This window comes from Simiaoa sunii, assembly GCF_014337175.1.
In the GTDB taxonomy this organism is placed as follows: domain Bacteria; phylum Bacillota; class Clostridia; order Lachnospirales; family Lachnospiraceae; genus Acetatifactor; species Acetatifactor intestinalis.
Map to the genome: position 1 here is coordinate 1,426,698 of NZ_CP060633.1, position 12,444 is coordinate 1,439,141.

At 48.9% G+C, this 12,444-nt stretch carries 11 protein-coding genes; 10 read left to right on the forward strand and 1 reads right to left on the reverse strand.

Going from position 1 to position 12,444, the window contains the following annotated elements:
* Positions 1-11: 11 nt before the first annotated feature.
* The 10 genes from H9Q77_RS06675 (at position 12) to spoIVB (ending at position 11,212) form a co-directional block, all read left to right on the forward strand.
* Positions 12-893, forward strand: coding sequence for a TlyA family RNA methyltransferase (locus H9Q77_RS06675; RefSeq protein WP_249326940.1), 882 nt, complete (start codon positions 12-14; stop codon positions 891-893).
* 22 nt (positions 894-915) lie between these two features.
* A complete protein-coding gene (locus tag H9Q77_RS06680; protein ID WP_249326941.1) occupies positions 916-1,782 on the forward strand; it encodes an NAD(+)/NADH kinase in 867 nt (288 codons plus the stop codon).
* 31 nt (positions 1,783-1,813) lie between these two features.
* Entirely contained in the window at positions 1,814-2,266 is a 453-nt protein-coding gene (gene argR, locus H9Q77_RS06685) for an arginine repressor (RefSeq protein ID WP_118547013.1), read from the forward strand.
* 14 nt (positions 2,267-2,280) lie between these two features.
* Positions 2,281-3,969, forward strand: coding sequence for a DNA repair protein RecN (gene recN / locus H9Q77_RS06690; protein WP_249326943.1), 1,689 nt, complete (start codon positions 2,281-2,283; stop codon positions 3,967-3,969).
* Between the two features lie 178 nt (positions 3,970-4,147).
* Positions 4,148-5,056, forward strand: coding sequence for a 1-phosphofructokinase (gene pfkB / locus H9Q77_RS06695; RefSeq protein ID WP_154497201.1), 909 nt, complete (start codon positions 4,148-4,150; stop codon positions 5,054-5,056).
* Between the two features lie 60 nt (positions 5,057-5,116).
* Positions 5,117-7,030, forward strand: coding sequence for a PTS fructose transporter subunit IIABC (locus H9Q77_RS06700; RefSeq protein ID WP_249326945.1), 1,914 nt, complete (start codon positions 5,117-5,119; stop codon positions 7,028-7,030).
* Positions 7,031-7,066: 36 nt separating this feature from the next.
* Complete coding sequence (locus H9Q77_RS06705; protein WP_022152995.1) at positions 7,067-7,324, forward strand: HPr family phosphocarrier protein; 258 nt, start codon at positions 7,067-7,069, stop codon at positions 7,322-7,324.
* A gap of 38 nt (positions 7,325-7,362) precedes the next feature.
* Entirely contained in the window at positions 7,363-9,015 is a 1,653-nt protein-coding gene (gene ptsP / locus H9Q77_RS06710) for a phosphoenolpyruvate--protein phosphotransferase (RefSeq protein WP_249326947.1), read from the forward strand.
* A complete protein-coding gene (locus H9Q77_RS06715) occupies positions 9,009-9,752 on the forward strand; it encodes a DeoR/GlpR family DNA-binding transcription regulator (protein WP_022152993.1) in 744 nt (247 codons plus the stop codon). Before ptsP ends, H9Q77_RS06715 begins: the two co-directional genes overlap by 7 nt.
* 110 nt (positions 9,753-9,862) lie before the next feature.
* Positions 9,863-11,212: a SpoIVB peptidase gene (spoIVB, locus tag H9Q77_RS06720; protein WP_249326948.1), complete on the forward strand. Its 1,350-nt coding sequence runs from the start codon at positions 9,863-9,865 to the stop codon at positions 11,210-11,212.
* A gap of 19 nt (positions 11,213-11,231) precedes the next feature.
* On the opposite strand, the gene H9Q77_RS06725 is transcribed toward spoIVB, so the two are convergent.
* On the reverse strand, positions 11,232-12,401 hold the full coding sequence (locus H9Q77_RS06725) for a cation diffusion facilitator family transporter (protein ID WP_249326950.1): 1,170 nt from the start codon (positions 12,399-12,401) through the stop codon (positions 11,232-11,234).
* Between the last annotated feature and the right edge of the window lie 43 nt (positions 12,402-12,444).

Genomic DNA, 12,444 nt, shown 5'->3' on the forward strand with positions numbered 1-12,444 from the left:
AGGAGATGTATATGAAAGAACGACTGGATGTGATTCTGGTAGAGCAGGGATATGCCCCTTCCAGAGAAAAGGCGAAGGCAATCATAATGTCCGGTAATGTCTATGTCAACGGACAAAAGGAAGACAAGGCAGGTACCGGCTTCGATGTCAGCAAGATCAAACTGGAAGTCCGGGATCATACCATGAAATACGTAAGCCGTGGTGGACTGAAGCTGGAAAAGGCAATGGAGCAGTGGGGCTTTTTACTGGATGGCATGATCTGCATGGATATCGGAGCGTCTACCGGCGGATTCACAGACTGTATGCTGCAGAACGGTGCCACGAAGGTTTACTCTGTAGATGTGGGACAGGGACAGTTAGCCTGGAAACTCCGGAATGACGAACGTGTGGTGTGCATGGAGCAGACGAATTTCCGTTATGTGACCCCGGAGGATATTCCGGATGCCCTGGATTTCGCCAGCGTGGATGTGTCTTTCATCTCGCTGACCAAAATATTGATTCCGGCGAGAAACCTGTTAAAGGCTGGGGGTCAGATGGTATGTCTGATCAAGCCACAGTTCGAAGCGGGCAGGGGCAAGGTCGGTAAAAACGGCGTGGTCAGAGAACCTCAGATCCATGAAGAAGTGATCCGTAAGATCATCGATTATGCGGACAGCATCGGATTCGAGGTACTGCATCTGGAGTATTCCCCCATCAAGGGGCCGGAGGGAAACATTGAATATCTGCTGCATATCCGTAAGCCGGAAGAGATTACGGAGGAAAAGCTGGCATTGAACGAGCATGAAGCGGAGAGTGCATTGCAGACCATCGTGGAGGAAAAGACCGGATTGTCTTATACACCGGAGTGGGATGCCCTGATCAAAGGAATCGTAGATAACTCTCATACACTGTAACAGACAAGGAGTGCAGGAAACGATGAAGCATTTTCTGATATATACCAATAAACATAAAGATCAGGAACTTGCGACCACGAAGCGGATCCGGGACTATTTGGAATCGAAGGGCTGTACCGTGAAGCTAAAGGTCAAGGAGTCTGACTGGAAAGAAGAGACAGATGCTGCGGAGGAGGAAGCAACGGGTATTCCTCTGGATGTGGATTGTATGATCGTTCTGGGCGGTGACGGAACCGTACTGCAGGCAGCCAGAGAGACGAAAAAAATCCTGGTGCCCATCATCGGAGTGAATCTGGGAACGGTTGGTTACATGACGGAGATCGAACTGTCCGGACTGGAGGAAGCGCTGGAACGCCTGATCCGGGATGATTATAAAAAGGAACGCCGGATGATGTTGAACGGCAAGGTCTGCTGTGCGGACGGCACCGTGTCGGAGGGCTGGGCACTGAATGACATTGTCATCTCCCGAAGCGGCACTTTACAGATCATTGAATTTAATATCTATGTCAACGGACAGCTGCTAAATCATTATAAGGCAGATGGTATGATCGTGACCACCCCAACGGGATCCACAGGATACAATCTGTCGGCGGGAGGACCATTGGTAGAGCCCAAGGCGAAGCTGATCACTCTGACACCGATCTGCCCCCATAGCCTGAACCAGAGAAGCATCATATTGTCACCGGAGGATGAGATCGTTATAGAGATCCCGGGAGGCAGAGAGGGTAAAAGTCAGACTGTGGAAGCCAATTACGATGGCAGCCATAAGGTCACTATGTGTACCGGTGATCATATACGTATCGTGCAGTCAGAGAAGATCACGGAATTTGTACAGCTGAACCAGGTGAGTTTTCTGGATGTGCTGCACCGTAAAATGAGAGATTCCTGACGAATTGTCGTAAGAAAGGCATGGGGTTAAGATGAAGAAGACCAGACATCGCAAGATCGTGGAGATCATAGAAAAAAAAGACGTGGAGACACAGGAGGAACTGGCCGGCTATCTGAAGGAAGCCGGATTTGCGGTGACCCAGGCAACAGTCTCCAGGGACATTCGCGAATTGAAATTGTCCAAAGTTCCCACCGGAGGAGGAAAACAGAAATATGTCATTCTGAAGCAGGATGACAGTCATATGGGAGACAAATATATCCGTGTGCTGCGGGATGGCTTTATCTCCATGGATATGGCACAGAACATCCTGGTGATCAAAACCGTGTCCGGCATGGCTATGGCTGTGGCGGCTGCCCTGGATGCACTGAAATTCTCCGAAGTGGTTGGGTGCATCGCAGGAGATGATACCATTATGGTCGCAGTGAGAACGGTGGAGGATACCCAGATCCTTATGGATAAAATTCATTTGATGATAGTAAGATAGACAGGGGGAAATACATGCTTCGCAGCTTACACGTGAAAAATCTGGCTCTCATCCGGGAGACAGAGGTAGAGTTCGGAGAAGGACTGAATATACTGACGGGAGAGACCGGTGCCGGAAAGTCATTGCTGATCGGCTCGGTGAATCTGGCACTGGGAGGAAAGTTCGAGAAGGATATGCTCAGGCGGGGAGAAGAGAGCGGCCTGGTAGAACTGGTCTTCGATTGCGAGGAACCCAGACTGGCAGAAAAATTGAAAAGTATGGATCTGGAACCTTCGGAGGACGGAACAGTGATCTTAAGCAGAAAACTGTCCTCGGGGAAGAGCATCTGCCGTATTAATGGCGAGACCGTAACGGCAAAGCAGATCAAAGAGCTTTCGGAATTGCTGATCGACATTCACGGACAGCATGAACACCAGTCGCTGCTCCATAAGAAAAAGCATATGGAGATTCTGGATGCTTATGCCGGAGCGGAATTCGCAAAGTGCGCAGAGCAGGTGGGCGCATTGTATCATGAATGTGCCGCTTTAGAGAAGAGAATATCCGCAGAGACACTGGATGATGCTTCCAGAGGCAGAGAACAGTCCCTGGCGGAATTCGAACAGAAGGAGATCGCAGATGCCGGGCTGCAGCCCGGTGAGGATGAGGAGCTGGAACAGGCATACCGCAAAATGTCCAACAGCCGTAAAATTGCGGAAAGCCTGGCAGAGAGTTATCGTCTCAGCGGCAATGATGCAGAAGACGGTGCGGGGAATTCCTTAAGCAGGGCACTGAGGGCACTTCGCAACGTGACTATGTATGATCCTGCGCTGGAACAGATGGAAGAGCAGCTGGCAGAGGTGGAAAGTCTGTTATCGGATTACAATCATGATGTGTCGGAATATATGTCGGATCTGGAATTTGACGAAGAGGATTTCAGGAGCACCGAGGAACGGCTGAATACCATCAATCATCTCAAAGGAAAGTACGGCAATACGATCGAAGAGATACTCAAATACAAAGAGGAAAAAGAAGCGTATCTGGAAAAACTGGCGGATTATGATACTTATATGCAGAAACTGAATGCCGAGTGGACGGAAAAACAGAAGCTGCTGGAGAAGGCCTGTGAGGAACTGTCCGGTATCCGTCGTAAAAATGCAACCGTATTGACGCAAAAGTTAAAGGATGCGCTGATCGGTCTGAATTTTCTGACAGTGGAATTTGATATTGCGGTCAGACCCGGTCAGACCATTACGGCAAAAGGATATGACGATGTGGAATTCCTGATCTCCACCAATCCCGGAGAGAGTCTGAAGCCCTTAAGTCAGGTGGCAAGCGGCGGTGAATTGTCCCGTATTATGCTCGCTATCAAAACAGTGCTGGCAGGGCGGGATGAAATCGATACTCTGATCTTCGACGAGATCGATACCGGTATCAGCGGAAGAACTGCATGGAAAGTAGCGGAACAGCTGAGCGTTTTATCCGGAGCCCATCAGGTCATCTGTATTACCCATCTGCCCCAGATCGCTGCCATGGCAGATGTACATTTTGTGATTGAGAAGAGCAGTACGGATGATATGACCATCACGGATATTCATAAAGTGTCGGCGGAAGAAAGCCTGGCGGAACTGGCAAGACTTCTTGGCAGCGATGCACTGACGGAGGCGGCACTTTCCAATGCCAAAGAAATGAAAGAGCAGGCCGGTATGTTTAAAGAAACCAGGTAAGGGAATGCTATAGTGGAAGCGAGATCAAAAGGATGAAGGATGACTTCATCCTTTTCTTTGTGCAAATTCAACCAAAATAAATCATCAAATTTGTGAATTAAATTGATTGAATTTGACTGAATATGAGCATATAATAACATCATAAGAACACGAAAGGTAACAGACAGGAGGAATGGAAATGATTTGTACTGTGACATTCAATCCGTCACTGGATTATATCGTATCCGTGGATGACTTTCAGCTGGGAATGACCAACAGAACTTCATCAGAGCTGATTCTTCCGGGAGGAAAGGGAATCAACGTATCCATTGTGCTGAAGAATCTGGGTCTGGATTCCACAGCGCTGGGATATGCGGCGGGATTCACCGGAGAAGAATTGATCCGAAGATTGACTGAATTTGGAGTGAATGCCGATTTCATCAAAATCAATCACGGAATGACCAGAATCAATCTGAAACTGAAAAGTATTGACGGTACAGAGATCAATGGCTGTGGACCGGATATCGATGCGGAAGCGCTGGAACAGCTGATGGAAAAAATTGACAGATTACAGGAAGGAGATGTCCTGGTACTGGCAGGAAGTATTCCCTATTCGATGCCGGATGATATTTATCAGAGAATTCTGGAGAGAATTCAGGGAAGAGGTGTTCTCACCGTAGTGGATGCCACCAGAGACCTGCTTGTAAAGGTATTGCCGTATCATCCTTTTCTGGTAAAACCCAACAACCATGAACTGGGGGATATCTTCGGCGTGAAGCTTTCTACCAGAGAGGAAGTGGTCCCTTATGGGAAAAAGCTCCGGGACATGGGAGCACAGAATGTTTTGATCTCCATGGCGGGAGAAGGAGCGGTACTGATCGCAGCGGACGGTCAATGCCTGGAGGCTCCGGCTCCGAAAGGAAAGCTGGTCAATGGTGTCGGTGCCGGAGATTCCATGGTAGCGGGATTCCTCACCGGATGGCTGGAAGAGAAGGAATACGCACATGCTTTCTGCATGGGAATCGCCGCGGGAAGCGCCAGCGCTTTTTCCGAGAATCTGGCTACCAAAGATGAAGTTATGCAGGTATTGAAACAGGTAAAATCATAACAAAATAATAAAAAGAAACAATAAAAGAGAAACAATAAAAAAGAGAGGAAGGGTTACAATATGAGAATTACGGATTTATTGGACAAAAGAAGTATTTCCCTGGATGCAGCGCCTGCTGACAAAAAGGCAACACTGGATATGGCAGTGGAACTGATGGCGAAGAGCGGAAAGCTTATGGATGTGGAGCAGTACCGTGCACAGGTCTATGCAAGAGAGGAAGAGAGCACCACGGGAATCGGCGAAGGCATTGCAATCCCTCACGGCAAATGTGATGCAGTGAAGACTCCCGGACTGGCAGCCATGGTAATTAAAAACGGTGTGGATTATGATTCCTTGGACGGCGAACCGGTGACATTGCTTTTCCTGATCGCTGCACCCAATACCAAGGATAATGTACATCTGGATGTACTGAGCAAATTGTCCGTTATGCTGATGGATGAGAATTTTACCACATCTTTAAGAAATGCCAAAAGCGTAGAGGAATTTTTACAGATCATCGATGCAGCAGATGAGAGTGCCAAGAGCATTGACGACAGATTAAGTGATACCGGCATTACCACCGAAGAGAAAAAGAGCTTTAAGCTCCTGGCAGTGACTTCCTGCCCGACCGGAATCGCGCACACTTATATGGCAGCGGAAGCGCTGGAGAAGGCAGCAAAAGCAGCAGACTGCCAGATCAAGATCGAGACTAGAGGTTCCGCAGGTGCGAAAAATGTACTGACTGCGGAAGAAATCGCCGCAGCGGACTGCATCATCGTAGCGGCAGACGCAAAAGTTCCCATGGATCGCTTTGACGGTAAGAAAGTGATCAGTTGTCAGGTGTCTGACGGCATCAGCAAGGCGGATCGGCTGGTACAACAGGCCATCAGCGGTGAGGTGGAAATCTTTCACGGTGAGAGCGGAGCGGTAAAGACTGCAGTCGCCGGCAAAGAAAGTGTGGCTCATAAGATTTACACACAGCTGATGAACGGTGTATCCCATATGCTTCCTTTTGTAGTAGGCGGAGGTATCCTGATCGCGATCGCATTCCTGATCGATGGACTGAATGTTGACATCAATGCACTTCCCGCAGATCAGAGAAGTAATTTCGGTACGATCACTCCCATAGCAGCTATGTTTAAAAACATCGGCGGCGTGGCATTCGGTCTGATGCTTCCGGTACTGGCGGGCTTCATCGGTATGGCTATCGGCGACAGACCGGCGCTGGCTCTCGGATTCGTAGGCGGTATGCTGGCGGCAAACGGTAAGTCCGGATTTTTAGGAGCACTGGTGGCAGGCTTCCTGGCAGGCTACCTGATCGTAGGACTCCGTAAGATCTGTGACAAACTTCCGGATGCTGTTGAAAAACTGGCGCCTGTATTGATCTATCCGGTAGTGGGTATTTTGATCATGGGACTTGCCATGAACTTTGTGGTGGAGCCGATCATGGGCGGTATCAATACCGGATTGAATAATTTCTTAAGCGGAATGGGTGATTCCAGCCGGGTTGTACTGGGTCTGATCCTGGGCGGCATGATGGCGATTGACATGGGTGGCCCTTTCAACAAGGCAGCATATGTATTCGGAACCGCAGCAATTGCGGCAGGCAATTATGATATCATGGCAGCAGTTATGATCGGAGGAATGACTCCGCCCTGTGCCATTGCACTGGCAACCCTGTTATTTAAGAATAAATTCACCAAGGAAGAGCGAGATGCAGGTCCTACCAACTTCATCATGGGTCTGGCATTCATCACGGAAGGTGCCATTCCTTTCGCAGCGTCCGATCCTCTGCATGTCCTTCCTTCCTGCATCATCGGTTCTGCACTGGCAGGTGCACTGTCCATGGCATTCCACTGCACACTGATGGCTCCTCACGGCGGAATCTTTGTATTCCCTGTAGTGGGAAATGCACTGATGTATCTGGTAGCACTGGCGGCAGGCACGGTCGTATCCGCATTACTGCTTGGTGTATTGAAGAAAAAAGTTGCTTAATGCTTAGTCATAGGAAAATAAAAGGAGAAAAAGACAATGAAAGAATTCAAATATGTTATCACAGATCCTGAAGGCATTCATGCCCGCCCCGCAGGGGAACTGGTAAAGGCAGCCAAGGAATTTGCCGCTAATATCACTCTGACCAAGGATGGCAAGAGCGGAGATTGCAAGCGTATCTTCGGTATCATGGGTCTGGCTGTCAAAGCCGGCAATGAGATCACTCTGACCTTCGACGGTGAGGATGAGGAAGCAGCATACGCAGCAGTAACGGAATTTGTAAAAGCAAATCTCTAAAATAGAGGAAGCATAATCGTCAGGAGAGGAAAAGAGTCATGGAAGTCTACCAGGGTAAAAGCGTATTTGGCGGAATCGCTATCGGCAGAATCAGTGTTCATAAAAAAGACGAGCAGCAGGTAAAACGTGTCAGGATCGAGGACTCCGAACAGGAGATCTTACGCTACAGACAGGCGAAACAGACAGCCATGGAGCAGCTGCAGGGTTTGTATCAGAAGGCTCTGAAGGAGGTCGGGGAAGCCAATGCCGCTATTTTCGAAATCCATCAGATGATGCTGGAAGATGATGACTATAACGAGTCGGTAGAAAATATCATCCGCATGCAGCAGGTGAATGCAGAGTATGCGGTAGCTTCCACCGGTGACAATTTTGCACAGATGTTCTCTGCCATGGATGACGACTATATGAGAGCGAGATCTGCGGATGTCAAGGATATTTCCGAGCGCGTGTTAAGCGTGCTCGGAGGCCGGGCCACCGGGATTGCCGCATCCGGGGAACCGGTGATCATCGTTGCAGACGACCTGGCTCCTTCTGAGACAGTACAGCTGAACAAAGATCTGGTGTTGTCCTTCGTGACGGTACACGGTTCCGTCAATTCCCACACGGCAATACTGGCCAGGACCATGAGCATCCCGGCACTGATCGGTACCGCAATTCCTCTGACAGATGATATCGACGGAAAAGTCGGTATTGTAGACGGAAAAAACGGGTGTATTTATGTGGATCCCGATGAAGATACCCTGGGCAGAATGCAACAGTTAAAGCTGGAGGAACAGGAGAAGAAGGAATTGCTCCAGACCCTGAAGGGAAGAGAAAATATCACTATTGATGGTAAGAAGATCATGCTCTATGCTAATATAGGTAACAGCAAGGATCTGGCGGCAGTATTGCAGAATGATGCCGGAGGTATCGGTCTGTTCCGCAGCGAGTTTATTTACCTGGAGAGAGATACGTTCCCTACCGAAGAAGAGCAGTTTCAGATCTATCGTACGGTAGCGGAGACTATGGCAGGCAAACCTGTGATCATTCGTACACTGGATATCGGTGCGGATAAAAAATGCGATTACTTTGAAATGGAACCGGAGGAAAATCCGGCTATGGGTTGTCGGGCTATCCGTATCTGTCTGACCAGACCGGAAATCTTCAAGACACAGCTGCGGGCACTGTTCCGCGCCAGCGCCTTTGGCAATATTTCCATTATGTATCCCATGATCATCAGTGTAGATGAGCTAAGGAAGATCAAGACAATCGTGGCTGAGATCCGACAGGAACTGACAGAACAGGGAGTTACTTTCGGTGAACCGAAGCAGGGGATCATGATCGAGACTCCGGCGGCTGTCATGATGAGCGAAGAACTGGCAAAGGAAGTGGACTTTTTCAGCATCGGAACCAATGACCTGACGCAGTATACATTAGCGATCGACAGGCAGAATCCCAAGCTGGATGCTTTCTATGATCCGCATCATCCCGCAGTGCTGCGTATGATACAGATGGTCGTGGAAAATGCGCATAAGGCCGGAATCTGGGCAGGTATCTGCGGAGAACTGGGTGCAGATACGACATTGACCAGACGCTTTCTGGCTATGGGTGTTGATGAATTATCTATGTCTCCCGGAAGTATTCTTCCCGTGCGGAAGATCATACTGGAGACAGATGTGACAAAGGAAAGAGAAAATAACAATTTATGCTGACAGAACAACGTTATGAGGTCATTCTGAAATTATTGGAAGAAAAAAACAGCATTACGGTGGCCGAGGTAAAAGATCTGTTAAATACGTCGGAATCCACGGTGCGCCGGGACATCACAGCATTGCATAATGCCGGGAAGCTGGTAAAGGTCTTTGGAGGTGCTGTGGCATGTGACCGGACGGTGATAACACATGAACCCACGGTGGAACAGAAGGCAGAAGTCAATGTGGAAGCCAAACAGCTGGTGGCTGCCAAGGCGGCAGCACTGATCCGGCCGGAGGATTTTATCTATCTGGATGCAGGTACGACCACAGCAAGTATGCTTTCTTATCTGACAGAGAAAAGTGCCACCTTTGTGACCAATGCGGTAGCGCATGCCAAGACACTGGCAGCAGCAGGATTCCGCGTATATCTCATCGGCGGAGAATTAAAAGGCTCCACGGAGGCTGTGGTGGGGAACCAGGCGCTGATGACTCTGCAGAACTATCATTTTACCAAAGGCTTCTTCGGTACGAACGGGATCAGCAAGCAGAGTGGACTGACCACACCGGATATGAATGAAGCTATGGTGAAAAAGACAGCCATGGGACAATGCAGAGAGGTGTTTGTTCTGGCAGATCATTCCAAATTCGGCAATATCAGTTCCGTGACGTTCGGTTCGTTCCAAAACGGTACCATCCTTACGGACACCTGTCCGGAGGAATATAAAAACAGCGGCAACGTGGTGATATGTGGATAGACCGGAAAAAAATGTAAGACAGTAATCCTGAGATCTTCGGTTAAAAAACAGAATGCGACGTACACTATACCCTATACAGAGATGACAGAAATGCAGTGGGGGGAATGTGTATGAAGCTATGGATCACAGAGACGGAAAAAGTGAAAAGGCAGGCAGAGGAAGAGGCCGTAGTCATCTTACAACACTGGAGACAGAAAGTAAGAAGACTTCGCCTCTACCGGGCCTGCCTTTGTGCTGTGCTCATTTTGGCCTGTCTGGGGCTCATGGGTTACAGTTATTATCTGGTGGACAGCAGTATCCCTTCTGTGATCCATGTACGTGCGGAATCGGAGGAGTCATTGGAACTGAGTATTCCTGCCAGGGGAGAAATAGTTAATGTCAGCAGGCAGGGAAACAGTAATATTCCCGATGGTGCGGTGACGATAGATCTGAGCCGTCCGTTGACGCTGAAGACCGGAAATGCGGACAATCTGCAGATGCAGGTGAAATTGTTCGGCATCCTGCCGTTCAAACAGGTGGGCATACGAGTGATCGAAGACCAGGAATTGATTCCGGTGGGAGTCCCGATAGGAATTTATGTCAAAACGGAAGGTGTACTGGTAGTAGGTACCGGAGAGTTCGCATCACAAGGGGCGGGAAAAGTATCTCCGGCAAAAAATATTTTGAAAAGCGGTGATTATGTAATAAAGTTAAACGGTACGGAAGTCACCGGAAAAGATGACTTCATTACGAGAATCGAGAACTGCGGTGGAGAACAACAGATCCTGACCATCCGGAGGGATGCTGAGACTTATGATGTGAGAATAAAACCGGAGAGGGATCGGACGGGAAAGTATAAGATCGGTGTCTGGGTCAGGGATAATGCGCAGGGAGTCGGTACCATGACATATATTGACGAAAACGGGAATTTCGGTGCACTGGGACATGGAATCAATGATGTGGATACCAGCACATTGATGGAGATGAATGATGGCACACTCTACCAGACCGAGATTATTTCTATACGAAAAGGGGCGGCGGGCCAGCCGGGAGAGATGACGGGAATGATTGTATATTCGGATGACAGGATCCTGGGAGATATCACGAGAAACAGTATCAGAGGGATATTCGGAAAATGCAATCAGAAGGCACTGGCACTCGGAACGGAGGAAGCTTTGCCCATTGGATTAAAACAGGAGATAGAGAAAGGACCTGCACAGATTTTGTGTACTGTGGACGGAACCACAAGATATTATGACATTGAGATTACGGAGATCCATCTGGATCATGACAATGTGAATCGGGGAATTGAACTTCGGGTAACGGATCCGGAGCTGCTATCGGTGACCGGCGGTATTGTCCAGGGGATGAGTGGGGCACCGATTATTCAAAAGGGGAAATTCGTGGGAGCCGTCACCCATGTCCTGGTGCAGGACAGCACCAGGGGATATGGGATTTTTATTGAAAATATGCTGGAATAGTCTTGCATAAAACTTTCCGCTACTGTACGACCGCTTTGTCCACTTCGATGACAGTGAAGAAATCCGGATGGCTGGTCTGGATACGTTTGGTAATGGAATCCATGACTTCCTGATCGGAGACCGGATAATCATATGGGATCACGATATCGAAGATGACATTGGTATGGGTGGGACCTTTGACAATGCGAAAATCATGCATGCTAAGCTTCGGATCGATCTGATCCAGGTATCCGGAGACTTCTGCCTTCAGGGAAAGGGTCTCGGGATCGCTGGTGCTTACAGGATCCATGTGGATCACAGCATTGCAGTTCAGCTTTCTGCGCAGTTCATGTTCAATGGTATCGATGGTATCGTGCAGGGTTATAATATTACCGTCCGCAGGCACTTCTGCATGCAGAGAGATCAGAGTCCTTCCGGGGCCGTAATTATGTACGATCAGATCGTGGATGCCGATGACATTATCATAGGATAATACGATGTCATTGATCTGCTGTACCAGTTCCGGCTCGGGGGGCTGCCCAAGCAGGGGACTGATCGTGTCTTTTGCTGCAACAAAGCCGGAGTAGAGGATGAACATACCTACCAGCACACCACAGTAACCGTCGATAATGATACCGGAGGCGGCGGAGACGATAGTGCCGATGAGAACCACCGTAGTTGCCACCACATCGCTTAAACTGTCAATGGCAGTAGCTTTCATGGCTACGGAGCTGATCCGGGTACCGATGCGGCGGTTATATAGTGACATATAGCATTTTACCACAATTGAAAATACCAGTATGCCAATAATGACAGGGGAGTAATCAGGAGCTTCCGGATGGAAGATTTTGCTTACAGAGCTTTTCACCAGTTCGAAGCCCATGAGCACGATCAGGATAGAGACTAACAATCCGGAGATATATTCGATCCGCCCGTGTCCGAAGGGATGGTCAGAGTCCGGCTTCTGTCCCGCCATCCGGAAGCCTACCAGCGTAATGATGGAGGATGCCGCATCCGACAGGTTGTTGAATGCATCTGCCGTGATGGCGATGGAATGACTGAATAAGCCTGCCAGAGCCTTGGTAGTGAACAGGATCAGGTTGAAACAGATCCCGACGATACCGCAGAGTATCCCATATGCCTGACGAATGCCGGGATCCGTAACATTTTCATGATCCCTGATAAATAATTTTGCCAATAATGTAACCATAAGATAACCCCTTTTCCCATATGAGAGTTTAAGGAATATTGTA

What these genes read in the sequence shown, in the direction of transcription:
- argR (WP_118547013.1), top strand. Translation starts at nt 1,814, where the DNA reads ATGAAGAAGACCAGACATCGCAAGATCGTGGAGATCATAGAAAAAAAA.
- H9Q77_RS06675 (WP_249326940.1), top strand. Translation starts at nt 12, where the DNA reads ATGAAAGAACGACTGGATGTGATTCTGGTAGAGCAGGGATATGCCCCT.
- recN (WP_249326943.1), top strand. Translation starts at nt 2,281, where the DNA reads ATGCTTCGCAGCTTACACGTGAAAAATCTGGCTCTCATCCGGGAGACA.
- ptsP (WP_249326947.1), top strand. Translation starts at nt 7,363, where the DNA reads ATGGAAGTCTACCAGGGTAAAAGCGTATTTGGCGGAATCGCTATCGGC.
- H9Q77_RS06680 (WP_249326941.1), top strand. Translation starts at nt 916, where the DNA reads ATGAAGCATTTTCTGATATATACCAATAAACATAAAGATCAGGAACTT.
- pfkB (WP_154497201.1), top strand. Translation starts at nt 4,148, where the DNA reads ATGATTTGTACTGTGACATTCAATCCGTCACTGGATTATATCGTATCC.
- H9Q77_RS06715 (WP_022152993.1), top strand. Translation starts at nt 9,009, where the DNA reads ATGCTGACAGAACAACGTTATGAGGTCATTCTGAAATTATTGGAAGAA.
- H9Q77_RS06700 (WP_249326945.1), top strand. Translation starts at nt 5,117, where the DNA reads ATGAGAATTACGGATTTATTGGACAAAAGAAGTATTTCCCTGGATGCA.
- spoIVB (WP_249326948.1), top strand. Translation starts at nt 9,863, where the DNA reads ATGAAGCTATGGATCACAGAGACGGAAAAAGTGAAAAGGCAGGCAGAG.
- H9Q77_RS06705 (WP_022152995.1), top strand. Translation starts at nt 7,067, where the DNA reads ATGAAAGAATTCAAATATGTTATCACAGATCCTGAAGGCATTCATGCC.
- H9Q77_RS06725 (WP_249326950.1), bottom strand. Translation starts at nt 12,401, where the DNA reads ATGGTTACATTATTGGCAAAATTATTTATCAGGGATCATGAAAATGTT.